Source organism: Pseudomonas cichorii (assembly GCF_018343775.1).
In the GTDB taxonomy this organism is placed as follows: domain Bacteria; phylum Pseudomonadota; class Gammaproteobacteria; order Pseudomonadales; family Pseudomonadaceae; genus Aquipseudomonas; species Aquipseudomonas cichorii.
The window spans coordinates 4,638,828-4,664,582 of record NZ_CP074349.1 but is presented as its reverse complement, the minus strand read 5'-3'; the positions used below and the strand labels follow the sequence as shown (position 1 = coordinate 4,664,582).

The 25,755-nt window shown below is 58.0% G+C and carries 22 protein-coding genes; 10 read left to right on the top strand and 12 right to left on the bottom strand.

Annotation, left to right across the window (positions count from 1 at the left end; translation table 11 throughout):
• Positions 1 to 4 precede the first annotated feature (4 nt).
• Together KGD89_RS19875 and KGD89_RS19870 are read right to left on the bottom strand one after the other, a co-directional pair.
• Positions 5 to 919, bottom strand: coding sequence for a glutamate/aspartate ABC transporter substrate-binding protein (locus KGD89_RS19875; RefSeq protein WP_025261517.1), 915 nt, complete (start codon positions 917 to 919; stop codon positions 5 to 7).
• A 340-nt stretch (positions 920 to 1,259) separates the two neighbouring features.
• Positions 1,260 to 3,626, bottom strand: coding sequence for a TonB-dependent receptor (locus KGD89_RS19870; RefSeq protein WP_025261516.1), 2,367 nt, complete (start codon positions 3,624 to 3,626; stop codon positions 1,260 to 1,262).
• Positions 3,627 to 3,799: 173 nt separating this feature from the next.
• On the opposite strand from KGD89_RS19870, the gene KGD89_RS19865 reads away from it, so the two are divergent.
• From KGD89_RS19865 to KGD89_RS19855, 3 genes are all read left to right on the top strand, one after another.
• A complete protein-coding gene (locus KGD89_RS19865; protein ID WP_025261515.1) occupies positions 3,800 to 4,750 on the top strand; it encodes a LysR family transcriptional regulator in 951 nt (316 codons plus the stop codon).
• A 113-nt stretch (positions 4,751 to 4,863) separates the two neighbouring features.
• On the top strand, positions 4,864 to 5,928 hold the full coding sequence (locus KGD89_RS19860; RefSeq protein WP_025261514.1) for an ABC transporter substrate-binding protein: 1,065 nt from the start codon (positions 4,864 to 4,866) through the stop codon (positions 5,926 to 5,928).
• An 18-nt stretch (positions 5,929 to 5,946) separates the two neighbouring features.
• Positions 5,947 to 7,551 (top strand): alkaline phosphatase family protein, encoded by a 1,605-nt coding sequence (locus KGD89_RS19855; protein WP_025261513.1) that lies wholly within the window; start codon positions 5,947 to 5,949, stop codon positions 7,549 to 7,551.
• A gap of 38 nt (positions 7,552 to 7,589) precedes the next feature.
• Here the strand turns inward: KGD89_RS19855 and KGD89_RS19850 are convergent, their stop codons facing one another.
• Positions 7,590 to 8,495 carry a TauD/TfdA dioxygenase family protein gene (locus KGD89_RS19850; RefSeq protein WP_025261512.1) on the bottom strand — a complete coding sequence of 302 codons (906 nt, stop codon included), beginning with the start codon at positions 8,493 to 8,495 and terminating at the stop codon, positions 7,590 to 7,592.
• A 147-nt stretch (positions 8,496 to 8,642) separates the two neighbouring features.
• On the opposite strand from KGD89_RS19850, the gene KGD89_RS19845 reads away from it, so the two are divergent.
• Entirely contained in the window at positions 8,643 to 9,551 is a 909-nt protein-coding gene (locus KGD89_RS19845; RefSeq protein WP_025261511.1) for a LysR family transcriptional regulator, read from the top strand.
• A 60-nt stretch (positions 9,552 to 9,611) separates the two neighbouring features.
• Here KGD89_RS19845 and KGD89_RS19840 read toward each other — a convergent pair whose 3' ends face one another.
• Positions 9,612 to 10,589 (bottom strand): ABC transporter substrate-binding protein, encoded by a 978-nt coding sequence (locus KGD89_RS19840; protein ID WP_025261510.1) that lies wholly within the window; start codon positions 10,587 to 10,589, stop codon positions 9,612 to 9,614.
• A 292-nt stretch (positions 10,590 to 10,881) separates the two neighbouring features.
• Between KGD89_RS19840 and KGD89_RS19835 the strand changes: the two genes are divergently transcribed.
• Entirely contained in the window at positions 10,882 to 12,480 is a 1,599-nt protein-coding gene (locus KGD89_RS19835; protein ID WP_025261509.1) for an ABC transporter permease, read from the top strand.
• Positions 12,477 to 13,301 (top strand): ABC transporter ATP-binding protein, encoded by an 825-nt coding sequence (locus KGD89_RS19830; protein WP_025261508.1) that lies wholly within the window; start codon positions 12,477 to 12,479, stop codon positions 13,299 to 13,301. Before KGD89_RS19835 ends, KGD89_RS19830 begins: the two co-directional genes overlap by 4 nt.
• Positions 13,302 to 13,363: 62 nt before the next feature.
• Here the strand turns inward: KGD89_RS19830 and glpD are convergent, their stop codons facing one another.
• The 4 genes from glpD to KGD89_RS19810 form a co-directional block, all read right to left on the bottom strand.
• On the bottom strand, positions 13,364 to 14,902 hold the full coding sequence (gene glpD / locus KGD89_RS19825; RefSeq protein WP_025261507.1) for a glycerol-3-phosphate dehydrogenase: 1,539 nt from the start codon (positions 14,900 to 14,902) through the stop codon (positions 13,364 to 13,366).
• 295 nt (positions 14,903 to 15,197) lie between these two features.
• Complete coding sequence (locus KGD89_RS19820) at positions 15,198 to 15,953, bottom strand: DeoR/GlpR family transcriptional regulator (RefSeq protein ID WP_025261506.1); 756 nt, start codon at positions 15,951 to 15,953, stop codon at positions 15,198 to 15,200.
• A gap of 91 nt (positions 15,954 to 16,044) precedes the next feature.
• Positions 16,045 to 17,550 (bottom strand): glycerol kinase GlpK, encoded by a 1,506-nt coding sequence (gene glpK, locus KGD89_RS19815; protein ID WP_025261505.1) that lies wholly within the window; start codon positions 17,548 to 17,550, stop codon positions 16,045 to 16,047.
• Between the two features lie 28 nt (positions 17,551 to 17,578).
• On the bottom strand, positions 17,579 to 18,430 hold the full coding sequence (locus tag KGD89_RS19810) for an MIP/aquaporin family protein (protein WP_025261504.1): 852 nt from the start codon (positions 18,428 to 18,430) through the stop codon (positions 17,579 to 17,581).
• 349 nt (positions 18,431 to 18,779) lie between these two features.
• Between KGD89_RS19810 and ybaK the strand changes: the two genes are divergently transcribed.
• On the top strand, positions 18,780 to 19,250 hold the full coding sequence (gene ybaK / locus KGD89_RS19805; protein WP_025261503.1) for a Cys-tRNA(Pro) deacylase: 471 nt from the start codon (positions 18,780 to 18,782) through the stop codon (positions 19,248 to 19,250).
• Positions 19,251 to 19,267: 17 nt separating this feature from the next.
• Here the strand turns inward: ybaK and KGD89_RS19800 are convergent, their stop codons facing one another.
• Entirely contained in the window at positions 19,268 to 20,341 is a 1,074-nt protein-coding gene (locus KGD89_RS19800) for an ABC transporter ATP-binding protein (RefSeq protein WP_025261502.1), read from the bottom strand.
• Positions 20,338 to 21,258 carry an ornithine carbamoyltransferase gene (argF, locus tag KGD89_RS19795; RefSeq protein WP_025261501.1) on the bottom strand — a complete coding sequence of 307 codons (921 nt, stop codon included), beginning with the start codon at positions 21,256 to 21,258 and terminating at the stop codon, positions 20,338 to 20,340. The genes KGD89_RS19800 and argF overlap by 4 nt, the downstream gene beginning before the upstream one ends.
• Positions 21,259 to 21,672: 414 nt before the next feature.
• On the opposite strand from argF, the gene KGD89_RS19790 reads away from it, so the two are divergent.
• The 3 genes from KGD89_RS19790 to grxD all read left to right on the top strand — a co-directional run bounded on the left by KGD89_RS19790 (position 21,673) and on the right by grxD (position 24,621).
• Complete coding sequence (locus KGD89_RS19790; protein WP_025261500.1) at positions 21,673 to 21,966, top strand: hypothetical protein; 294 nt, start codon at positions 21,673 to 21,675, stop codon at positions 21,964 to 21,966.
• Positions 21,967 to 22,098: 132 nt separating this feature from the next.
• Entirely contained in the window at positions 22,099 to 24,207 is a 2,109-nt protein-coding gene (locus KGD89_RS19785; protein WP_025261499.1) for a molybdopterin oxidoreductase family protein, read from the top strand.
• A gap of 87 nt (positions 24,208 to 24,294) precedes the next feature.
• On the top strand, positions 24,295 to 24,621 hold the full coding sequence (grxD, locus tag KGD89_RS19780) for a Grx4 family monothiol glutaredoxin (RefSeq protein WP_025261498.1): 327 nt from the start codon (positions 24,295 to 24,297) through the stop codon (positions 24,619 to 24,621).
• 112 nt (positions 24,622 to 24,733) lie between these two features.
• On the opposite strand, the gene bfr is transcribed toward grxD, so the two are convergent.
• Positions 24,734 to 25,204 (bottom strand): bacterioferritin, encoded by a 471-nt coding sequence (bfr, locus tag KGD89_RS19775; protein WP_025261497.1) that lies wholly within the window; start codon positions 25,202 to 25,204, stop codon positions 24,734 to 24,736.
• Between the two features lie 201 nt (positions 25,205 to 25,405).
• Positions 25,406 to 25,624 (bottom strand): bacterioferritin-associated ferredoxin, encoded by a 219-nt coding sequence (locus KGD89_RS19770; protein ID WP_025261496.1) that lies wholly within the window; start codon positions 25,622 to 25,624, stop codon positions 25,406 to 25,408.
• Positions 25,625 to 25,755 lie beyond the last annotated feature (131 nt).

The following is a 25,755-nucleotide window of genomic DNA, read 5'->3' as shown; positions in this document are numbered from 1 at the left end:
TTACTCAGGCTTTCTTGGCTTCAGCAGCTTTGTCGTTCGGCTCTGCGATCAGCTTTTTCAGCTCGTCGCTCATCGGGAACTGCAGGTTCAGGCCTTTTGGCGGGATTGGCGACTGGAACCACTTGTTGTAGATGGTGTTGATTTCGCCGGATTTGTAAGTGGCGACGATGGCGTCATCGACCGCTTTCTTGAACGGCGCGTCGCCTTTGCGAACCATGCAGCCGTAGATTTCATAGGATTGCGCAGTGCCGGTCACAGCCCAGTCGGTCGGCTTCTTGGCCTTGGCCATTTCGCCTGCCAGCAGTGCGTCGTCCATCATGAAAGCGACTGCGCGACCCGATTCCAGCATCTGGAAGGATTCACCGTGGTCCTTGGCGGAAATCACGTTCATGCCCATCTGCTTGTCGGCGTTCATCGCCTTGAGGATGCGCTCGGACGTGGTGCCGGCGGTGGTCACGACGTTCTTGCCTTTCAGGTCATCGAAGTCCTTGTAGGACGAATCAACTTTGGACAGCAGGCGGGTACCGATCTCGAAGATGCCGACCGAGAAGTCCACTTGCTGCTGGCGCTCGACGTTGTTGGTGGTGGAGCCGCATTCCACGTCAACGGTGCCGTTCTGAACCAGCGGGATACGGGTCTGGGACGTGACCAGGTTGTACTTGACCTTCAGGTCAGGGATGTCGAGTTCTTTCTTGATGGCTTCAACGATTTTCAGCTGGATATCGTGGGAGTAGCCAACCGGAATGCCGGAAGCATCGGCAATGTAGGAAAACGGGATGGAAGCGTCACGGTGACCGAGGGTGATGGTGCCTGATTCTTTGATCTTCTTCAGTGTGCCGGTCAATTCTTCTGCGAAAACTGGAGTGCTGATCAGAGTGGCAGCGATTGCTGCGCCCAACAGTTGGGGAACGATACGCATCGATGAATCCTCGAATTCGTTTTTATTAAGATTTCTCAGTGAATGCTTCAACCGCGTCCGGGCTAGACACACGCGACAGTCGAAGCGATCGACAAAAAGTGTAGAGCATGAGTCGTGCCAAGGATCTTTGTTGTAGTTAAGATACTGATTTTATTGGTTTTATTATTTGTTTTTTTCGCTCTGGCGAGCTGCGGCCGTCCGGGTTCCCGAACTCCAGATAATGGGTTGTTCGGAAAACCGAATAGGGGGTGGGGGTGGAGTTTCGCGAATAAATTCGCTCCTGCGCTGAATTTCGTAGGGGCGGATTTATCCGCGAAAACGGCAGTGCGGTATTTCTCAATCAGAAGTCATAACGAGCCGTCATGCCCAGCGTGCGCGGCGTACCCAGCAAGCCGCCGTAGCCGCCGTTGGGTTCGCTCCACAAGGTCGTGTAATAGGTCTTGTCGAAAGCATTCTTCAGCCACAGCGAGACGTCCCACTGGCCTTGGCCAAGGTCGCCGCGCAAGCCGGTGCTCAGGTTGACCACGGCGTAGCTCGGGATCTGCGCGTAATCGGAGTCTTCAACAGTGCCCACGGCTTTGGAGCGGAAGGCATAGCTGGCCGTGACGTACTCTTGCAGACCGTTATCCAGATCCCACTTGTACTCGCCATTGACGTTGGCGATGTATTTGGAGGCGCCGACCACCTGATGGCCGCTCAGGTCGCACGAAGCGGGCGCGCCGGCCTGCAGGCTGACTTCGGGTGGGCAAGGCGCATCTTTATAAGAGGTGTAACGCACGTCGTTGTAAGAGCCATTGACGTTCAGCGTCAGCCCGCGAATCGGCAGAATGGTGCTTTCCAGTTCCAGGCCGCGAGAGCGCACGGTGCCGGCGTTGGTCAGGTATTGCACGCGGTTGGCGTTATCATAGGCGTTGGTCTGGTAACCGTTGACCTGGGTCCAGAACAGGTTGGCATTGAGTTGCAGGCGACGATCCCAGAGCGTGCTTTTCAGACCCAGTTCCGCATTGTTGGCGCGCTCGGTGCCGATCAGCAGCGAGTCTGCACCGGCAGTGGGGGCCGTACCGACCGCCAGGTTGACCCCGCCGGATTTCTCACCGTGGGAGAGCGTGGCGTAGCCCAGCAGATCGTCAGTGAAGTGGTAACTCAGGTTGAGCATGCCCGAAGGGCTGGCGGTGTACTGGTTCAGATCGCCCGACTCGTAGGCACCTGTGCGGGCATTGCGTGCGGTGAGGGCCGCGCCGGTAACGGTGGCGCCGCCTTGCGGAGCATCGCGTTGCACCCAGGCATTCTTCTCTTCGTAAGTGCCACGAACACCGGCGGTGAAATCCAGTTTCGGCGTGAGGTGCCAGGTGCCCTGGGCGAAGAGGGCAAAGCTGTTGGTTTCGATATGGCCTTTGCCCAGGCTGTTGACGTTGGCCAGTGCGCCGGTGGCGGTGCCGTTCCAGATATCGGCCTGCGGGCCATAATGGGTGAACGACGTGTTATCCAGATCGGAGCCGAAGTAGTAGGCACCGACGACGTAATCGAAAAAGCCGCCGCCAGGGGACGCCAGGCGAAATTCCTGGGACCACTGTTTATCTTCCACCGACACGCCGCCGTTGTAGGAGGCCGATGCATTGAGGCCGTCATCGTTGCGCGGCGTGAAATTCCACCAGCGATAGGAACTCACGGAAGTCAGAGTGAAATCGTTGGCCAGCTTCCAGTTGGCTTCCAGCGAGGTGCCGCCTTGATGCACGGTCACACGCTGGTCGCTGTTGAGGTTGACCTTGCGGTGCGAGCCATCCACCAGCGTGGCACCTGCTGCGCCAGCGCGGCTTTCGTAGCGGTTGACGCCGTTGATGGTCGGTCCGGTGCTGAACAGCGCACGGGTTCCGGCGCTGGAGCTTTCCTCGTTGTAGTCGGCAATCCAGCGCAGGCTGAAGTCTTCGTTGGGCTTGAACAGCAGTTGTCCACGGAAGCCTTCGCGTGAGCCGCCACCGAGTTTGTTACCGTCGAAGACGTTATCCAGATCGCCGTCGCTGCGGCTGCGATAGGCAGAGAAACGACCGGCCAGTTGATCGTTGAGCGGGCCGGAAATCGTGCCCTTGGTCTGGAAGTAACCGTTCTCGCCGACAGAGGTTTCGATACTGCGTTCCGGGGTAAAACTGGGCGCACGGGTGTTGATGTTCAGAACCCCGGCGGTGGTGTTCTTGCCGAACAATGTCCCTTGCGGGCCGCGCAGCACTTCCAGTTGCTCGATGTCCATGAGGTCGAACACCGCCATGCCCGGACGTCCGAGATAGACGTTGTCGATGTACAACCCGACGCTGCCCTCCAGCCCGTCGCTGGCCGGGTTATTGCCCAGCCCGCGGATCGATACGCTCGACTGTCGGGCATGCATGTAAGCCACGTTCAGGCTCGGCACCAGTTGTTGCAGATCCTGAATCTGATAGATCCGCTGGCTTTCCAGCGAGGCCCCGTCCAGCACGCTGATCGGAGTGGGCACGTTCTGCGAGCTTTCCTCGCGGCGGCGGGTGGTGACGGTGACGGTCTTGAGTCGTGTGTCATCCGCCGTGGCACCGGTGTCGGATCTGGCAGCGCTTGTCGTGGTCGGCGTTTCAGCGGCATGAGCCAGGGAAAAGCCTGCGCAGCCCGCCAGCAACAGGGCGAGCGGCAAACGCTTGAGTCGTCCGGCAGCGATAGGGGTAGCGGATTGTTGATCATTCATGTCGCGGCTCCTTTGATGCAATGCCAAGGTCGGTCATTCCTTTTGCACTACTAATATTCTTTTTAGTTATTTCAATATGTATTTATAAGGTTTTACTGAATAAGAGATTGCCTTTATAAGGAGTGCTACCGAGGCAGAGCAAATGCATTTGCCCGATACTTTTTATGTGAAAAATGCATATCGACCTTCGCCAACTCCGTCACCTGATTGCTCTGGCCGAGCATCGAAGTTTTGTCGCCGCTGCTGTGGCGGTGAACCTGTCGCAGTCCGCTTTCAGTCGCAGCATCCAGGCACTGGAGCACAGCGTCGGTTGCCAGTTGATTGATCGGGTCAGCAAGGACCTGACGCCGACCCAGCAAGGGCAGGTGGTGCTTGAGCACGCGCGGCGTCTGGTCAGTGGTGCCAGGCAACTGACCAGCGAGATCAGCCAGTTCAATGCGCTGGAAGCGGGCGAGCTGCGCTTCGGTTGTGGACCGGCGCCAGCGTCAGGTCTGGTGCCCCGTGCGATAGGCAGTTTCATCAGCCGCCTGCCCAAGGCACGGGTTCATTTTCAGGTGGACGACTGGCAGAGCCTGGGCAAGCGTTTGCTCAATGAAGAGTTTGAATTCTTCGTGGCCGATACCCGGCAATTCGAGGCAGACCCTTCCTATGTCACGCACAAGCTTCGGCCGCGCAAATGGCACTTCTGCTGCCGCGCCGAACATCCGCTGGCCCGGCACGAGACGGTGACTGCCAGCGAGTTGCTGAGCTTCCCGCTGGCCGCGACCCTGCGGCCACCGAACCTGCGCAAGGTCATGGCCGACCTGAGCGGACAGCCAGACTTCGCGCCTAACGTCGAGTGCGAAAACACGTTCAGCCTGCTGGCCGTGGTGATGAACTCCGATGCAATCGGTATCAGCGGCTCCTACAGCGATGCGCTGTATTACGCCCGGCAGGAACTGGTGCGTTTGCGCATCGAAGGCCTGGATGATCAGTGCGAAGAGTTGTACACGCGCTATGGCATTGTCAGCCGGGCCGGTTATCGACTGTCGCCGCTGGCCAAGGAAATGATCGAAGAGATCAAGAAGGTCGATCAGGCAGAGGACGCTGCTCACGAATCGTTGCTGACCAATCTGGCAGTGTGATGCCGCCTGGGTATGCATGCCTTGCATATCAACTATTCAACAAATGCACTTGCTGAATACCCGCCCGGATCGCGAAATAACCGCTATTAGCCTGCACATCAACGGACCGAACCATGAGCAAATCCTTACGACAACTTTTCAAGCCCTTGCTGGGCGTGCTTCTTGCCGGGCTGCTGGGCCATGCCCAGGCCAGCGATGACGGCGTGACTATCCGCATCGGCTCGCCGGATCAAGGTGCCGGGAGCTTGCCATTCGTGCAGGGCGTGGTGGGGCTGGCGCATATCCAGCAACAGCTTGAGCAGGAGTTCGCGGCATCCGGCGTGAAGGTGCAGTGGCATTTCTTCAAGGGTGCCGGGCCTGCGGTCAACGAAGCCTTCGCCAACCAGCAACTGGACTTCGCCTGGCTGGGCGACCTGGCGGCAATCATCGGTCGCTCCAGTGGCTTGCAGACCCGTCTGCTGCTGGGCGCACGCGGCGCGAACATGTATCTGGCGGTGACGCCGCAATCGGGCATCACCCAACTGACCGATCTCAAGGGCAAGCGCGTAGCGGCCTATCGCGGCACGGCGGACCAGCTTTCATTTGCCAAGGCACTGGAAAGCCAGGGCCTGAAAGAGCGCGACCTGCAAATCATCAGTCTCGACTGGGCCGCCGCCCGAGCGGCATTGGCCAGCGGGCAGATCGACGCAACCTGGTCGGGCATGGGCGTGCTGGGGCTTGAGAGCAAGGGCATCCTGTTTCCGCTGAGCACCAAGCAGCTTTCCCGTCAGGCCACCACTCAGGCAGGACTTGTCGGCAGCCAGGCATTCATCGAGCAGCATCCGGAATTGACCCAGCGCCTGATCAATGTGCTGGTCAAGAATGCTGTCTGGCTCAGCGATCCGCAGAACCTGCCGGCCTATAGCGCGCTGATGGGCGAAAGAAGCTCCACGCCAGCCGCCTTGTTCGAGCGTGAGTTGAAAGGCGATGACCTGAAATTCCGCAACTCGCCGCGTCTGGATCCGTTCCTGAAAACCGCCCTGCAGAACAGCGTCGAACAGGCCAAGACCCTGGGCCTGATCCGTCGTACTTTTGTGGTGGATGAGTGGGTCGAGCCACGTTTTGTCGACAGTGCCTTGCAACAGCAGAAACTGACCGATTTCTGGCCGACATTCGATGCTGATGGCAATCCACTCTGACCGGACAGGTAATCACCCATGACTGCAATCAAGAACGTGCTGTACATCATGTGCGACCAACTGCGCCGTGATTATCTGTCGTGCTATGGCCACCCGCATCTGCACACCCCGAATATCGACCGCCTGGCACAGGCTGGCGTGCGCTTCGCCCGGGCTTACACCCAAGGCACCATTTGTGGACCTTCGCGAATGTCGGCCTATACGGGCCGTTACGTCAGCAGCCATCAGGTGGCCTGGAACTCCGTGCCGTTGCCTCTGGATGAACTCACCATCGGTGACTACCTGCGACCGGCCGGGATCCGCACGGCGCTAGTGGGCAAGACCCACGCCACGCCCAATCTGGACGCCCAGCAACGCCTGGCTCTGGAACCTGACAGCGAGCAGGCCGAGAACCTCAACGAAGTAGGGTTTGAAGCTTTTTTCCGTCACGACGGCATCTACCCTGACGATCCGGTTTTTGCCGACAAGCGTGAAAGTGCGCCTTACACCCATCACCTGCGCAACCTGGGTTTTGACGGGGTCAATCCCTGGCATGACTGGGCCAACGCCGCCGAAGGCGAAAATGGCGAAATCCTCAGTGGCTGGAAAATGCGCCATTCGCATCTGCCGGCCCGTATCGAAGAGCAGCATTCGGAAACCGTCTACACCACCGACCGCGCCATTGACTTCATGGCGGAGCAGGGCGAGCAACCCTGGTGCCTGCATCTTTCGTACATCAAGCCGCATTGGCCCTACATCGCTCCGGCGCCTTATCACGCGCTGTACGGCAAAGAGCATGTGATTGCGCCGATACGCGCCGAAGCGGGCAAGGAGAGCGACCACCCGGTTTACGCTGCATTCCGCAAGCATCAGGAAAGCCGCAATTTTTCCCGTGAAGAAGTGCGCCTGAATGTCATTCCGACCTACATGGGGCTGGTGAAGCAGGTGGACGATCAGCTCGGGCGGCTGTTCGATGTGATGCAGAGCAATGGTCGTTGGGATGACACGCTGATCGTCTTCACCAGCGACCACGGTGACTTTCTCGGCGACCACTATCTGGGCGAGAAAGAGTTTCTGCTCGAACCCGCCGTGGGCGTGCCGCTGATTGTGCGTGATCCGCGCCCGGCGGCCGACGTGACCCGTGGCAGTGTTGATGAGCGCCTGGCTGAAACCATCGATGCCTTGCCGACCTTTCTCGACGCTCTGGGTTTACCCAGTGCCGGGCATCGCCTTGAAGGCCGGTCGCTGATTCCGCTGCTGCATGGCCAGCAACCACAATGGCGTCAGTTCGCGATTGCCGAATACGACTATGCATTCCAGGCACCCGCCCGTGAGCGTTTGGGGCAGCCGATTGATCGTTGCCGGATGTACATGGTGCGCAGCGAGCGCTTCAAGTACCTGGCCTATGACGGTTTCCGCGCCCAGTTGTTCGACTTGGAAAACGATCCTCAGGAACTCAACGATCTGGGGGCCGATCCCGAGTTCGCTCAGGTGCGCGAGCAACACCAGAGCTACCTGTTCGACTGGTTGCGTGGCCTGAAACGACGCACGACGATCAGTAACGAGGAAATCGATCAGCGCGGGCAGCGGTTCCGTTATGGCGAGCTGGAAGATGACGCCATGGTGCAGATCGGCGTCTGGTGAAACATCGCGGGCGTGAGAGCGCCCGCGAACGTTTCAGATCAGGCACCTTTGAGGGTTACGCTCTTTTGCCCGGCGACACCCACCGGGACTTCGCCCTGCAAGGTCACGCGACGCACGATGCGTTCCTGCTGGCCGTAGTCGTCCACGGCATAGTGCTGGGTTGAGCGGTTGTCCCAGATGGCAACGTCTCCCGCTGTCCAGCGCCAGCGCACGGTGTTTTCCAGGCGAGTGACATGGCTCTGCAACAGGCCGAAGAGGTGAGCCGAGTCGCTTGCCGAATAGCCCTTGATGCGTTTGACGAAATGGCCGAGCAGCAGGCTCCTTTCACCGCTCACAGGATGCACCCGCACTACCGGGTGCTCGGTTTCATACACGGTGGAAGCAAAGACCTTGCGGTAGTTATCAAGCTTTTCCGAGGTCACGCCGGGCCGGATGCCCGCGTAGTCATATTCGTTACTGTGCAAGGCCCAGAGTTTGTCGGCCAGCTCACGTATTTCAGGCGAAAGGTCGTTATAGGCCGCAGCAGTATTGGCCCACACGGTATCGCCGCCGGAAGCCGGCGCGATGACCGAGCGCAGGATCGAGGCCTTGGGGTAAGCGTCCACAAAAGTGACATCCGTATGCCAGGAGTTGGCGCGCTGGCCATCGGCACCACTCAATTGCATCAGGTAGCGGGTCCCGTCACGCACCGGAACCGTCGGGTGAGCAATGGGTTCACCCAGCAGCTTGGCAAAGGCTTCCTGACTCTGATCGTCCAGGTGAGTCTGGCCGCGAAAGAACAGCACTTTGTATTGCACCAGTGCGGCCTGGATGGCGTCCACGGTGGCGGCATCCAGATCAGCGCTCAAGGCGACGCCATTGATCTGTGCGCCGATACGGCCTGCAATCGGTTGAATATCCAGCGTCAGAGCGCTGGGTTGGGTGGCACGTGCTGCCTGGCTCATGGCAAATCCTCTTTATCTATGGTTAGAACCAAAAGGTCTATCCGGTATTTATTTTGTTCATTGACGGCATAAGAGCTTGCATTTAAAACCTCAACCCATTCGTCAGGCCAATACCTTTGGCCTCATTTTCAAATGCCTGGAATGCATATGGATCTGCGTCAATTACGCTACTTCATCGCACTGAACGAACACCGCAGTTTCGTGCGCGCAGCAGACGCCATGGGGATTACCCAGCCGGCGTTCAGCCGCAGTATTCAAGGCCTGGAGCAAGAGTTCGGGTGTGTGCTGGTGGAGCGCGCCAACAAGGATTTACGCCCGACGCCGGAAGGCCATGTGGTGTTGCAGCATGCATTGCGTCTGGTGCAGGGCGCGGCGTTGCTGAGCAGCGAAGTGGCGCAGATGACCAAGCTCGATGCTGGCGAAATACGCTTTGGCTCAGGACCTGCGCCAGCCATGCGCCTGATCCCCGAGGCCATGTCTCGCTTCATCGAGGCCCACCCCAAAGTGCGGGCTTATCTGGAAGTGAACAACTGGGAAAAACTGGCCCGCAGCCTGGCTCGCGAAGAGATCGAATTCTTCGTGGCCGACACCCGCCAGTTCGAGTCAGATCCGAACTTCCAGACCCGGCCCCTTAAAGCGCGGCGCGGCATGTTCTTTTGCCGGGCCGGGCACCCGCTGCTGAGCAAGGAAAGCCTGTCCACCAACGACATGTTCGATTACCCGCTGGGCGCGACACTGATCCCGCCGGGCATCCGCAAAGGGCTCGCCAACCTCAGCGGCCGCTCCGACTTCACCCTGCACATCGAAACGGCCCACTTCCCGGTCCTGATGAAAATCGTGCAAAGCTCCAACGTCATCGGCATCGGCCCGCAAGAGGCGCTGGAGCGCGACATCGCCAACGGCACCCTGGCCCGCCTGCACTGGCGCAACCTGCCCAACGAACTCGACAGCCTGAGCGCCCGCTACGGCATCGTCAGCCGGGCGGGTTTCAGATTGTCGCCCGCGGCGCGGGCGATGATTGAGGTGATTGTTGAGGTGGATGAAGACAATGAGTGACCCCATCTGTGTGGGAGCGAATTTATTCGCGAATATCGGCCTTCGCGAATGAATTCGCTCCTACTGTACCCACTCACTCACCTTGAAAGGCTTGCGGATCAACCGTTCTCTGGCGGCGATATCCACGGAGGATTGCAAGGCGGCGAGGAATTGCGGGTCGAGTTGTGAGGGGAAGATGTCAGCCATTTTTTCCGTGCGCAGGTCTTTTTCCAGTATGGCTGCCGGGTAGCTCGCATAGTTGGAAACCAGATCGATATAGGCCTGTTTGTTGCTCTCGTCGGTCAGCCAGCGGGTGGCCTGTTCCTGGGCCTTGAGCAGACGAGCCACGGCTTCGGGGTGGGCGTCGACGAAGGCTCCGTCAGCGACCAGTACGCCCTGAATATTGCCCGCGCCGCCCAGGTCCCTGGAGCTGAGAGGCAGTTCTGCCAGACCCTTGGCTTCAAGAGCGGTCAGGCCCGAGAGTGCCCAGGTGGCGTCGATCTGTTTGGCGGCCAGGGCTGCCAGTGCGGCATTGAAGTCCAGGTTGATGACTTTCAGGTCTTTCTCGCTCAGGCCCTGGCTGGCCAGTGCGGTATCGAAGGACAACTGGCTGGCCGTGCCGCGAAATACAGAAACCCGTTTGCCCTTGAGATCCTGCAGGGTCTTGATGCCGGAGCCTGGCACCACCGCCAGATAATGCTTGATGCCGCGAGCGGCGGCGCTGAGCAGGCGGGTATCGAGCCCGTTGGATTTGCCGATGATGGCTGCCAGATCACCCAGATAGGCCAGGTCCACCTGTTTGTTGGCGAACGCTTCATTGATGACCGGGCCTGCGCCCTTGAAGAACACCCACTGAATCTTGATGCCTTCATCGGCAAAGGCCTTTTCGTAAATCTGCTGGCTGCGCAGCACATCGACTATGCCGCCTCCGCTGTTTCCGGCTCCGGCGCTGAGGTCCGGCACGGCGATGCGGATCTCCTTGAGATCGGCGGCATGGCTGGCGATGGAGGTCAGGGCAAGGGCGCATCCGAAGGCCAGGGATTTGAAGATCTTTTTCATGGGCTGTCCTGATTGTTCGCGGAGAACGCCTAATAGACACAGCTTTGGATCAGTCCAGAAATAATATTAATTCCACGTTTAATCACCCAATGGAATAAGCCGCATGTTCGGGGCGCGCTGCGGGACATGCATTGCATGCAATAAAAGTATTCTTTAAATGCATTGGATGTCTGGCTTGCATCCGCACTTAAATGGCGATACTTATCTCTATATGGAATTCCTGTCTGTTTTTATAGATCGGATAAGAATATGCAAATAGCCTTTATGCAGCAGCCGACAGCGGAGTTCTGATATGGCTCGTGACTCCCTTCTTTCTATTCCGCAGCCTGTTGCGTCTTCCCGGCGCCGGGCTGTGGCTCCGGTATTCAAACGGTATCTGTTGGCGTGGTATCTGCCCCTCGCACTGGCTGTGCTCTGGTGGGTGGCCAGCCGCAATCACTGGATGAGCGAGCAGATCCTGCCGGCACCTTCGCTGGTCTGGCAGAGCGCTCTGGAGCTGGCAACCTCTGACCTTCCCGGTAATCTCTGGATCAGTTTGCAACGCCTGTTCTGGGGGTTGCTGGCGGGGATCTCGGCGGGTGCCGTGCTGGGTGCCTGGCTGGGTTTCAGCCGTCGGGCCGAAAGGCTGGTCTTGCCGACATTTACCTCGCTGGCGCAAGTGCCGACCCTGGCGTGGATTCCGCTGTTCATGGTCGTGTTCGGCATTGGTGAGATGCTCAAGCTGGTGGTGATGATCAAGGCGGTTATCGTTCCGGTAACCCTGCACACCCTGATCGGCGTTCGCGATGCCCAGCCTCGCTTGCGCGAAGCCGCTGCCGTTTTACGTCTGCCTCTGCATTTGCTGATCCGGCGTCTCATTCTTCCTGCGGCCTTGCCGTCTTTCATGGCCGGTGTGCGGCTGGCGCTGTCGTCTGGCTGGTCTTCGTTGCTGGCAGTCGAGTTGCTGGCTTCAAGCGAAGGGATTGGCTACCTGATGGTATGGGCTCGGCAATTGTTCATGCTCGATATCGTGTTCGTCTGCATTGCCGTGATCGGCGTGATTGGCGTGCTGATGGATCGCGGGATTGGCTTGGCGGATCGTAAATGGGTGTTCTGGCCCCATGCCGCGACCGCCGAGTTTCGTGGTCGCGCTCCAGCGCAAGGGCTTGATCGAATCGTTCCCTGGATTCTGCCCTTTGCCTTGCTGGCGCTGTGGCAAGCCGCCAGTCAGTGGGGCTGGGTCAATGCCAATATTCTGGTTTCACCGCTGCTGGTGATTGAAACCCTGTGGGCCGGTCTGCTGGATGGTTCGTTGCCGCAAGCGATGGGCCTGAGCCTGAGCCGTGCCTTGGGAGGTCTGTTTCTGGGCGGCACGCTGGGGTTTTCTTTGGGCTTGCTGCTTGGCTTGTCGCAACCCCTGGAGCGTTTTCTCGGGCCGACACTGGCTGCGTTCAGGCAAGTCGCCATTTTCGCCTGGGTGCCGCTGATCACCGCCTGGTTCGGGTTGGGTGAGCCGGCCAAGTGGGTATTCGTCGGGCTTGCGGCATTTTTCCCGCTGTTCATTGCGACCCAGCGCAGTGTCGCCAACCTGTCACCGCAACTGAGGGAGGCGGCCCAGGTCTTGCGCCTGAACCTGTGGCAACGCTTGACTCGCATGGTGCTGCCGGGTGCGGCACCGGGGATTTTTGCCGGTCTGCGCCTGAGCCTGATCTATGCCTGGCTGGGCACCATCGGTGCCGAATATTTCATGCCATCCAATGGCGGCATCGGCAGCCTGATGATCGGTGCGCAGCAACTGCTGCGCATGGACGTCATCATGAGTGGCATGCTGTTGGTGGGCCTGACCGGCGCGGTACTCCACGAAATCGGACAACGCATTGAAGCGCGGGCAACGCGCTGGAGGCATGCATGACAGCCCAGACCCATTCCATCGTGAACTTCAACCATGTGGGCAAGGTGTTCCAGACCGGTCATGGCGATGTGGAAGCGATTCGTGAGTTCAATCTGCAAGTCGAGGAAGGCGAATTCATTGCCATCGTAGGCTCCAGCGGTTGCGGCAAATCCACGCTGTTGCGGCTATTGATCGGGCTGGACACCGAGTTTCGCGGTGAAATCCTGGTCGACGGCAAGCCGGTCAGCGGCATTGGCAGTGAGCGGGGGATCGTGTTTCAGGAGCATCGCCTGTTCCCGTGGCTGACGGTCGAGGAAAACATCGAGCTGGGCTTGGTCAACGAAGGGCTTGGGCAGAAGGAGATGCAGCAGAGGATCGCTGACTTCATTGATCTGGTTGGCCTCAAGGACTTTACCAAGGCCTATCCTCACCAGCTTTCAGGCGGCATGGCCCAGCGGGTTGCGATTGCCCGTGGGCTGGTGGCGAGCCCTCGTATCCTGTTGCTGGATGAACCGTTTGGCGCACTGGATGCGCTGACACGCCAGCAGATGCAGGAAGAGCTGCTGGCCATTCGTGAGCGGGCAAAAATCACTACGGTACTGGTGACGCATGATGTTGAGGAAGCCATCTTCCTCGCCGACCGGGTCGTGGTCATGGAGCCAAGGCCTGGCCGTATCAAGCGCATCGTGGATATAAAACTGCCGCATCCTCGTCAGCGCAGCAGCTTTGATTTTCATCAATTGCGTGAAGAACTGCTGCATGAGCTGACCAGCGATGACCATTACGTCATTCGCGAACCTGAGCAGATACGCAATCTGCCTGCGGCGTTTATTGCCTGTTAGTTCTTCGCGAATGAATTCGCTCCTACGCGGTGTAGGAGCGAATTTATTCGCGAAATCGATCTTCAGGCTGCCGCGATAGCTGATTTATTCGGCACAACCTTTTCCAGATAACCCTGCACCCCGGCCTGTTCTTCAGGCGTGGTGAACAGCCCAAGCTTGGTGCGACGCCACAGGATGTCGTCAGCGTTGGTTGCCCACTCGTTGGCGCACAGGTAGTCGACTTCGCGGGTGTACAGACCTGCGCCCAGGTGTTCGCCCATGTCTTCCAGGCTGGTCACGCCGTCCATCAGGCGCCAGCTGCGGCTGCCGTAGGTGATGGACCAGCGTTGTGCGATGGAAACAGGTAGCCATGGGAAGCGTTTGCTCAGCTCGGTTGCCAGTACCTGCGGTGTAGTCATCTCTTCAGCGCCCGGCAAGGCTGCCTTGGCGGTCCAGGCTGGTTTCATCCGGGTGAAGAACGGAGCCAGTTGCGCCATCGCCGATTCGGCCAGTTTCCGATAGGTCGTCAGCTTGCCGCCGAATACCGAAAGAATCGGCGCTTCGTTTTCGCCGCCCGACAACGACAGGGTGTAGTCGCGGGTGATGGCCGAAGGATTATCGGATTCATCGTTGCACAGCGGGCGCACGCCCGAATAGGTGTGCAGCACGTCACTGCGGCTCAATTGCTTCTTGAAGTGGTCGTTGGCCACTTTCAGCATGTAGTCCATCTCGCCGTCGGTGATCTTCACCTTGGCCGGGTCGCCCTGATATTCACGGTCGGTGGTGCCGACGATGGTGAACTTGTCCAGGTACGGAATGGTGAACACGATGCGTTTGTCTTCGTTCTGCAGGATGAAAGCGTGCTCGCCTTCGTACAGCCTTGGCACGATCAGGTGGCTGCCCTGGATCAGACGGATGCCGTAAGGCGAATCCAGCTTCAGATCTTCGCGAATGAACTTGGCGACCCATGGGCCAGCAGCGTTGACCAGTGCCTTGGCGTTGATCGAGAAGACCGTGCCGTCGGCGCGCTCCATCTGCAGGTGCCACATGCCTTTGGTGCGGCTGGCACTCAGGCAGCGGGTGCGGGTGTGGATATGTGCGCCGTTCTCACGGGCAGCCATGGCATTGAGGACCACCAGGCGTGCGTCATCGACCCAGCAGTCGGAGTACTCAAAACCGCGAGTGATGGACGTGTTGAGCGGGCTGTCCGCGCCGAAACGCAGGCTGCGCGATGCCGGGAGTTTTTCACGCTTGCCGAGGTTGTCATACAGGAACATGCCGGCACGGATCATCCAGGCCGGGCGCAGATGCGGGCGATGGGGCAGGACAAAGCGCATCGGCTTGACGATGTGCGGCGCCTTGGCCAGCAGCACTTCACGTTCGGCCAGTGCTTCACGCACCAGACGGAATTCGTAATGTTCCAGGTAGCGCAGCCCGCCATGGATCAGCTTGCTGCTGGCTGACGAGGTGTGGCTGGCCAGGTCATCCTTTTCACACAGGAAAACCGACAGACCACGGCCCGATGCATCCGCTGCAATACCGACACCATTGATGCCACCACCGATAACGGCAATGTCGTAGACCTCGGAAAGCGATGGTGCTGACGTAGTGGAGTGGGGCATTGGATGAGCCTCCTGGACAATTCTTGAGTAACGCTCGAAAGGCGAATTTGAACATTGATGTTCGTTTGTGAAAATAATAGCTCAAGAAACACGGCGCTGCCAGTCGGTATTTATTGAAAATACTGATGAGGATGAGGGTAAAGGAACAAAATCGAACATCGTAGGACGATTTTCGCAAATGCTTGCCTGTGTGTAGGAGCGAATTCATTCGCGAAAAGGCATTGCATCTGTCTTCAGATTACACACCGCCTTCCCGGATAAATCCGGTCCTACAATTCGCAAAAAACGAGGTGAATCAAACCACTTCGAGGCGAATCTTGTGCTGGGCAAGCAATTGCTGCAGGGCCGGCACAGGTGCCTGATCGGTTACCAGGCAATCGATCAGGGTGATAGGGCCGAGCCGTACCATGGCGTTGCGCCCGAACTTGCTGGAGTCCGCAGCCAGCAGCACTTGTCTGGCATTGGCAATGATTGCCTGGGAAACCCTGACTTCCTGATAATCGAAATCCAGCAGGCTGCCGTCCTCGTCGATACCGCTGATCCCGACCAGAGCGAAATCGACCTTGAACTGGGTGATGAAATCCACACTGGCCTGACCGACCACGCCACCGTCGCGGCGCACGTTGCCGCCCGCCAGCAGCACCTCGAAATCATCCTTGCCGCTCAGGATCGAAGCCACATGCAGGTTGTTGGTGATGATTTTCAGGTTGTTGTGATTGAGCAGGGCGCGGGCGATGGATTCGGTGGTGGTGCCGATATTGATGAACAGAGAAGCGTTGTCCGGGATCTGTGCGGCGATGGCTTCGGCGATCCGTTGTTTCTCGTCACGCATCTGGTCCGCACGCATGGCGTAGGCGGTGTTCTCGATGCTCGAGTCATAGGCTGCGCCACCGTGGTAGCGACGCAGCAGGTTCATTTCCGCAAGTTGATTGATATCACGGCGGATGGTTTGTGGGGTCACGACGAACAGCGTCGCCATTTCCTCGATGCTGACATAACCGCGTTCGCGGACCAGTTCGAGGATCTGTTGCTGGCGGGGAGGCAGGTTCATTGTTTTTCCTTGGGCGCCCTCTGCAAATGGCGCCCATGATGCCGTAGCCGGGCCTTGGCTGTCAGCTTCAATAATCCTGCCCCCGTTCTGCTTACTCTTCGTTTTCGTGCGGTTCCCAGTCACGAGTACGCTCTACGGCTTTCTTCCAGCCAGCGTAAAGCTTCTCTTTTTCTGCCTCGTCGCACTGTGGCGCGAACTCGCGCTCGATCACTGCCTTGTTGCGCAACTCGTCCAGACTGCTCCAGAAGCCAATCGCCAGACCAGCCAGGAACGCTGCGCCCAGAGCGGTGGTTTCGCGCATTTGCGGACGCTCGACCTGAGTGCCGAGGATGTCGGCCTGGAATTGCATGAGGAAGTTGTTGGCCACCGCGCCGCCGTCGACACGCAGTGACTTGAGGCGTTCGCCGGAGTCCTGTTGCATGGCGTCCAGGACGTCACGGGTCTGGTAGGCGATGGATTCCAGTGCTGCGCGGATGATGTGATCGACTTTCACGCCACGGGTCAGGCCGAACAGGGCGCCACGGGCATACGGGTCCCAGTAGGGTGCGCCCAGACCGGTAAAGGCCGGGACCAGATAGACGCCGTTGCTGTTCTTGACCTTGTTGGCGAAGTACTCGGTGTCCAGCGCGTCGTTGACGATTTTCAGTTCGTCACGCAGCCACTGCACAGTGGAGCCGCCGTTGAACACCGCGCCTTCCAGTGCATAAGCCACTTCGCCCCGCGGGCCGCAACCGATTGTGGTCAGCATGCCGTGTGCCGATTTGACGGCTTTCTTGCCAGTGTTCATCAGCAGGAAGCAGCCGGTGCCATAGGTATTTTTCGCCTGGCCCGGTTCTACGCACATTTGACCGAACAGTGCAGCCTGCTGGTCGCCCGCGATGCCTGCAATCGGAATCCCGCTTTTGCTGTGGCCGTAGACTTCCGAAGAGGCCTTGACCTCGGGCAGCATTTCGCGAGGGATATCCAGCACATCAAGCATGCGCTGGTCCCATTCCAGGGTGTGGATGTTGAACAGCATGGTGCGTGACGCGTTGGTGTAGTCGGTGACGTGAATCTTGCCGCCAGTAAATTTCCAGATCAGCCAGCTGTCGATGGTGCCGAACATCAGCTCGCCCTTGCGTGCGCGCTCGCGGCTGCCTTCGACGTTATCCAGAATCCACTTGAGCTTGGTGCCGGAGAAGTAGGGGTCGGTGACCAGGCCGGTGGTGTCCTTGATGTATTCCTCAAGGCCGTCACGCTTGAGCTGCTGGCAGATTTCGGTGCTGCGGCGGCATTGCCAGACGATGGCGTTGTAGATCGGGCGACCTGTGTCCTTTTCCCAGACCACGGTGGTTTCACGCTGGTTGGTGATACCGATGGCTGCGATCTGGTTATGGTGCAGATCAGCCTGGGCCAATGCCTTGGTCATGCAGGCGGTCTGGGTGGCGAAGATTTCCATAGGGTCATGCTCGACCCAGCCAGCCTGAGGGTAATGCTGGACGAATTCGCTTTGGGCGGTGCTCACCACGTTGGCGTTGCGGTCGAAAATGATCGCACGGGAACTGGTGGTGCCCTGGTCAAGGGCAATGATGTAGTTCTTGTTCTGAGAGTCTGTCATTTCGATTGCCTTGCGTTATTGGGGGTATTCAAGCGGAAGTCTGTGCTTTGCCGCGAAGGGCTTCAGGAGCCTGTTCAACGGCGACGGCGCTGGGCAGATGACGAGCGATAAGCCCGCGATAGCCGGCAGCACCCAGGCAGGCACCCAGAATCGGTGCAAAGATCGGAACCAGGAAATACGGTATGTCACGCCCACCGGTGAACGCTATCTCATCCCAGCCTGCAAGGAATGTCATCAGTTTAGGGCCGAAATCCCGTGCCGGGTTCATGGCGAAGCCGGTCAGCGGCCCCATGGATGCTCCGATCACGGCAACCAGCAAGCCGACCAGCAAAGGCGCCATCGCACCACGTGGCAGACCGTTGCTGTCATCGCCCAAGGCCATGATCACACCCATCAGGACGGCGGTGATCACGACCTCGACCAGAAACGCCTGGCCTACGGAAATGGACGGGTTAGGGTAGGTGGAAAACACTGACGCCAGTTCGAGGCTCTGCACGCTGCCACGAACCATGTTGTGAGCATGTTCAAATTCGAAGAACAGGCTGATGTAAAGCAGATAGACCAGACCCGCGCCACAAAAGGCTCCTGCCACTTGAACGCTTATATAGAAGGGGAGTTTTCTCTTTTCAAAGCCTGCAAAGAGGCTGAGAGCGATGCTGACAGCGGGGTTGAGGTGAGCACCCGAAACACCGGCACTGACATAGATAGCCATGCTGACGGCCAGGCCCCAGATGATGCAGATTTCCCACAAGCCAAATGTAGCACCTGCGACCTTGAGCGCTGCAACGCATCCCGTGCCGAAGAAAATCATCAGAGCGGTGCCAAGGAATTCGGCCAGACACTGGCCGCGTAGCGTCGGTTGTTGCATGGACATGGTCATATGAACCTCATTTTTTGTTTTTTGCGGCTTCGTATGCAAAGCACCGATGCTCATCATCTGCCGTCTCGGGAAAACCCCATTCCCGGACGGTTTTACGAATCTTGTTGAAAAATAAATTTCAAAAATTTTCGTAAACGAAAAAATATAGACAAGAAACAAACCTGTCAAAGGTTGAAAGTGAACCATTGACGATATTTTCTGACAGCTAAATTTGAAATTTCTCCATCCTGTGTAGGAAATATTTTTTTGATTTTAAACGGCCATTACTCAGTGGTGTGCCTTGAGATAGGGCTTTTGCATCGTATTTCGCCTAAAGTAGAAGCCGCCCTGAGTGACCTGGAGTGTCCTGATGACCCCCGCGCTGGATTTATTGAAGACAGTTCGCGCCGAACACCGGATTCACAGTTACGAACATGATCCGAAAGCTGCGTCTTATGGGCTGGAGGCGGCCGAGAAACTGGGCCTTGAACCGGCACGGGTGTTCAAGACCCTGCTCGCGAGCACGGAAAAGGGGGAGTTGCTGGTGGCCGTTGTACCGGTTGCCGGAACCCTGGACCTCAAGGCTCTGGCCAGTGCGGCCGCTGCGAAGAAAACCGAGATGGCCGACCCGGCTGCGGCTCAGCGGGCAACCGGTTATCTGTTGGGCGGGATCAGCCCCTTGGGACAGAAGAAGCGTCTGCGCACCTTCATCGACCAGAGCGCCCAGCCTTTCGAGACGATCTACGTCAGTGCGGGGCGGCGTGGGTTGGAGGTGGAGTTGTCGGCGGCGGTGCTGGCGGAACATACCCGTGCAGAGTTTGCAGCGATCGGAAGGGAGTAGTTTGCTTCTTCAGCCCTCTACAAAACCGAATTCGCTGCAACACTTCCCGCCGCCGGGAACAACACCAGATGTTCGGTGGCAACCCGAATCCCGACCTCTTCCCCCGTCATGTGATCGGCATGGCCGGGGAAGATGGCTTCAAGCTGGCTGCCCGTCGGCAATTGCAGGCGATACAGGGTTGAAGCGCCCTGGAATGTCCTGCCAACTACTCGTGCCTTAAGGTCGCTGTCTGCGGCATAGACAATATCGTCCGGACGCAGAAGAACATCGACAGCACTGCCGCTGACACCCGGATAGGCACGATTGCCGCTCAGCACGCCGAGTTCGGTCTGCACCGACTGCGGATCGATCAACTGCCCGCGAATGAAATAGCCTTGTCCGATGAAACTGGCCACGAAAGGTGTCTGCGGTTCGTGATACAGGTTGTAGGGCGTATCCCATTGCTCAAGCCGGCCTTCCTTGAATACACCCACATGATCGCTGACCGCAAAGGCCTCTTCCTGATCGTGTGTCACCAGGATTGCACTGGTGCCACGAGCCTTGAGAATGTCGCGCACTTCATGGCTCAGGCGTCGGCGCAACTCGCCATCAAGGTTGGAAAACGGCTCATCCAGCAACAAGAGTTGCGGATCTGGCGCCAACGCACGGGCGAGGGCGACCCGCTGTTGCTGTCCGCCGGACAGCTCATGGGGATACCGCTTGCCCAGTGAGCCCAGGTTGACCAGCTCCAACAGTTCGTCGACTACCTGATTCAGGCGAGGATGTTTGCGGATACCGAAAGCGATGTTCTGCGCCACGCTCAGATGCGGGAACAGCGCGTAATCCTGAAACACCATGCCGATCCGGCGTTTCTCCGGTGCCAGGGTCCAGCCGGGTCGGGAAATGACTTCACCGGCCAGGGTGATCTCGCCGGCATGGATCGGCTCAAACCCGGCAATGGCCCGCAGGGTCGTGGTCTTGCCGCATCCCGAAGAGCCCAGCAGACAGCCGATGTCTCCGGCGTTGAGGTGCAGGTTGAGGTCCTGCACCACACGTTGATCCTGATAGCCGCAGGCAAGGTTGCGCAGATTCAGCAGCAGGGTATGGCTCATTTTGGCTGATAGGACGGCGCGACCAGAAACTCCAGCAGGGCTTTCTGGGCATGCAGACGGTTTTCAGCCTGATCCCAGGCGACCGAGCGTTCATCGTCCAGCAGGTCGACGCTGATTTCTTCACCACGATGCGCGGGCAGGCAATGCATGAACAACACGTCTTCGGCAGCCAGGTCGAGCAAGGCACGGGTGACCTGGAAGGGCGCGAACAGCGCGATGCGCTTGGCGGTTTCTTCTTCCTGGCCCATGGAGGTCCAGACATCGGTGCTGACCAGATGCGCGCCTGCAACCGCTTCCTTCGGATCACGGGTGACGGTCACGCGATCACCGGCCAGTGCCAGGAACTCGGGGTTGGGTTCGTAGCCGGAAGGGCAGGCGACACGCAACTGGAAGTCGAACTGTATGGCCGCTTCTATATAACTGTTGCACATGTTGTTGCCGTCACCGATCCAGGCCACGGTCTTGCCCTTGATCGAGCCGCGGTGCTCCAAGAAGGTCTGCATGTCTGCCAGCAACTGGCATGGGTGCAGGTCGTCGGAGAGCCCGTTGATCACAGGGACGCGGGAATTGGCGGCGAATTCGGTCAGATTGCTGTGGGCAAAAGTCCGGATCATCACGGCATCGAGCATGCGCGACATGACCTTTGCGCTGTCGGCAATCGGCTCGCCACGGCCCAATTGGGTGTCGCGATGGGACAGAAAGATGGCCTGGCCACCCAGCTGGATCATGCCCGCTTCAAAGGAAAGACGGGTACGTGTCGAGGATTTCTCGAAGATCATCCCCAGCACTCGATTTTTCAGTGGTTCAAAAAGCACGCCGCGATTTCGCAGGTCTTTAAGCTCTACGCCACGACGGATCAGGCCCAGAAGCTCATCTGGGGTGTAATCCATCATCGAGAGAAAGTGCCTGGCGCTCATTATTAACTACCTTTTTTGCAACAGACCGCAGGTTCCGAAAGCCGGGTTTTATCGAGAAAACGGCATGACCTGAGGCGAAAGCCGCACGGGGGCGACGAATAAGGAAGGCGCGATAGTATAAAAAAATGTCGCGTCTTACCAATAGCATGCTTACTTAAGAGATAACGAAGTCCGTAACCGCAAAGGCGCTGGTTGAAACAGCCCTGTGGCCGACCCGCTGATTGCAGAAGGCAGCATTTGTACACTGACCAAACAGTGCTTGGCAATTGATGCCGATACTGTAAAAGTCCGGTCTTGTGCGTCTGTGCTTATGCGACGCGCTTCACGGCGTTGAAAAGTTGCCCGTTTCCTTAACAGCGTGCGTGAGTTATAAAGAGTTACAAGTAACTGCTCAATTCAATCGAGGGGCTGGGAATGGACTCAAAGGAACGACAACTAACGGAGCTGCTTGGGTTGACCGCTCGTACCCTGACACACCTCACCGCTTCGATGACGTCGATGTCCTTTGAGTTGTTGCGCAGTGAAGACGAAGTCACGCGGGCAGCCGGTCGTCGCATGATCGACCGCATGGCGACCATCAGCTCGGGGCTCGACGATCACTGGCGCCTGATCGGTGAACTGACCGGGGTGCATGTCGCTCAGGAACAGATCGAAACCGTTACGGAAATCCAGTTGCAGCGCAAGGTCGTGACCCCTATCGGCAACTGATCGCCCAAGCCATCTGCCCGCCTGATGGCTCGCGATTCACGAGACGAACGTCTCTGGCGTGCTCACCGCTAACGCTCCATATTCTTGTCAATGCAATCACTCTGACTGCCATGACAAGAATATGAGGCTGGGATGATCAGGACCGAGCACCACCGCGCTTGCCACCTGTGCGAGGCCATCTGCGGCCTCACTATCGAAACCACCGCATCCCCGGATACGGCCCCGGTCATTACCTCGATCAAGGGCGACCCTCTCGACAGTTTCAGTCGCGGTCACATCTGCCCCAAGGCCGTGGCCCTGCAGGATATCCAGAACGATCCCGACCGTTTGCGCCAGCCCATGCAACGTGTGGGCAATCAATGGCAGCCGATCGAATGGCAGGATGCTTTCGAGCTGGTCGCCGAGCGTCTGTTTGCCATTCAGCAGCAATACGGGCAGAACGCGGTCGCGGTCTATCAAGGCAACCCCAGCGTGCACAACTATGGGCTGACGACCCACAGCAACTATTTTCTGGGCCTGCTCAAAACCCGCAATCGCTATTCGGCCACTTCAGTGGATCAACTGCCTCATCACCTCACCAGTTTCCTGATGTATGGCCACGGCTTGCTGCTGCCCATTCCCGATATCGATCACACGGACTTCATGCTGATCCTGGGCGGCAACCCGCTGGCTTCCAATGGCAGCATCATGACGGTGCCGGATGTCGAGAAGCGCCTTAAGGCGATTCAGAAACGTGGTGGCAGAGTGGTGGTGGTCGACCCACGGCGTAGCGAGACAGCGGCCATTGCCGATCAACATGTGTTTGTCCGGCCTGGCGGCGATGCAGCATTGCTTTTCGGTCTGCTCAATACCCTGTTCGAGGAAGGCCTGACTCGGGAGAGTCATCTGCCTATCGATGGCCTGGATCAGGTTCGGGAAGCGATCATGACCCTGAACGCCGAGGCCATGAGCCCGCGTTGTGGTATTCCCGCCGAACAGATTCGCCAGTTGGCCCGGGATTTCGCTGCTGCCGACAAGGCTGTTTGCTATGGCCGCATGGGCATCTCCACTCAGGCCTTTGGAACGCTGTGTCACTGGCTGGTGCAATTGATCAATCTGGTCACCGGCAACCTGGATCGGGTGGGCGGTACCTTGTGTACCGAGCCAGCCGTGGATCTGGTCAGCTCGACCTCGGGCGGGCATTTCAACCTGTGGCAGAGCCGGGTTTCCGGCTTGCCCGAATATGGCGGCGAGTTGCCGGTTTCGGCGCTGGCAGAAGAGATGCTGACCGAAGGGGAAGGGCAGATACGCGCTCTGGTCACGGTTGCAGGCAACCCGGTATTGTCCACGCCCAATGGTCGCCAGCTGGAAAAAGCGCTGGACGGGCTGGACTTCATGCTCAGCATCGATCTGTATATCAATGAAACCACCCGCTATGCCGATCTGATCCTGCCTTCGACTTCAGCGCTGGAAAACGATCACTACGACACGACATTTAACCTTCTGGCGGTGCGTAACGTTACCCGGTTCAATCGGGCGATCTTTGCCAAGCCCGAAGGCGCCTTGCATGACTGGGAAATCTTCGTCGGGCTGGCCAGGGCCTTTGCGGCCAAGGCTCAAAAGGAACTGAAACCGACCATGGCGCCGGCCTCAATGATTGATCATGGCTTGCGCAAGGGGCTGTATGGCGAGGCATCGGAACATGCCTTGTCGATCGAAGCGCTGGGCAACCATCCTCACGGGCTTGATCTGGGGCCATTGAAGTCCAACCTGACACCGCGCCTGAAAACCGCCAGCGGGCGCATCCAGGCGGCACCTGACGTGATCCTGGCCGACCTGCAGCGCTTTATTGACTCGCCAGCGCCACAGGCCGGGGAATTGCTGCTGATCGGGCGCAGGCATGTGCGCAGCAATAACTCATGGATGCATAACTATCATCGCCTGGTGAAGGGCAAGCCTCGTCATCAGTTGCTGATGCATCCCGATGACCTGGCCAGCCGAGGCCTGAGCGACGGGCAGCAGGTCAGGGTCGATTCGCGGGTCGGGATGATCGAGGTTCAGGTGCTGGGCAGCGCAGAAATGATGCCCGGCGTAGTCAGCCTGCCCCATGGTTGGGGGCATTCCCGTACCGGTGTGCGTATGGAAATCGCTCAGGCTCAGCCGGGTGTGAGTGCCAATGACCTGACCGACGAGCGACAGCTCGATGCGTTGTCCGGCAATGCCGTGCTCAATGGCGTGCCTGTGCAGGTGAGCGCCTGTTGAGTTCAAGACTGAGCGTCTGGCTCGGGATTCCGTTACAATGCGCCACCGTGCCGACAACTGAGTCGGAAAGTTCAGCCGAGGTGCTCCATGGATATCATCGAAACGATCAAAGAGCAGATTGCCAACAACACCATTCTGCTTTACATGAAAGGCGCTCCGAATGCCCCGCAGTGCGGTTTTTCGGCCAAAGCTTCCCAGGCCTTGATGGCATGCGGCGAAAAATTCGCCTATGTCGACATTTTGCAGAACCCGGAAATCCGCGCCAACCTGCCTAAATACGCCAACTGGCCAACCTTCCCGCAACTGTGGGTTGCCGGTGAGCTGGTCGGCGGCAGCGACATCATCGCCGAAATGCATCAGAACGGTGAATTGCAGCCACTGCTCAAGCAAGCGGCTGAAAGCGCGAAGTCGTAATTGCAGGCGCAGCGAATTCATTCGCGAATGAATTCGCTCCTGCCAAGACCGTGATAAACAAAAAGCCCCGCTCTCGTCAGAGGCGGGGCTTTTTGTCGGTCGCTGAAAAGGCTTAATCGCCCATCTGCGACTGCAGGTAGTTTTCGATACCGACTTTCTCGATCAGGCCCAGTTGGGTTTCCAGCCAGTCGATGTGCTCTTCCTCGGATTCGAGGATGTCTTCCAGCAGTTCGCGGCTGCCAAAGTCGCCAACGGTTTCAAAGTGCGCAATCGCAGCCTTGAGGTCAGCCAGGCCTTTCTTTTCGATCTTCAGGTCGCACTCAAGCATTTCCTTGGTGTGCTCGCCGATCAGGATCTTGCCCAGCTCTTGCAGGTTAGGCAGACCTTCGAGGAACAGGATGCGCTTGATGAGCTTGTCAGCGTGCTTCATCTCGTCGATGGACTCGCGATACTCATGAGCGCCCAGCTTTTTCAGACCCCAATCTTCGTACATGCGTGCATGCAGGAAGTACTGATTGATCGCGACCAGCTCGTTTCCGAGGATCTTGTTGAGATGCTGGATGACTGTAATGTCGCCTTTCATGTTCGAGGTCCTGCCAATGGCTTGTGTATATAAAGCGCGAGTTTGAGCTGCACTTAGAAGCCTGTCAAACCTAAGTTATTGAATACTAAGTGAAATTAAATAAGAATAAGAATGTTTGAGTTCCGCATCTTGACGCTAAGCACTTGAATTACAGACATAAAAAAACCGGACACAAGGTCCGGTTCTTTGAAATAGGGTGAATCAGGCGGCTGAAAATTCTGCTGGATACGCCAGCGATGCCTGACTGCTTTGCAGTTCTGTCAGGGTTTCACGCACCACTTCCTTTGCCAGGCAGGCGCATTTACCGCATTTGCTGGCAACACCCAGCGTTTCGCGCACTTCACGATAACTGCAGCAGCCTTCGAGGATTGCATCCCGGATCTGGCCGTCAGTGACACCTTGGCAAAGACAAACATACATAAGTCGGTAACCGTCGCTGGTTATTGCTTTGTGCGGACGAGGTTAATCTTAATGAGAATGCTTGTCAAAACTGTTTTGGATACGCTTTCCCGACTCCGATGAGCGGTCGTTAAAACACCGGTATAAAAAAA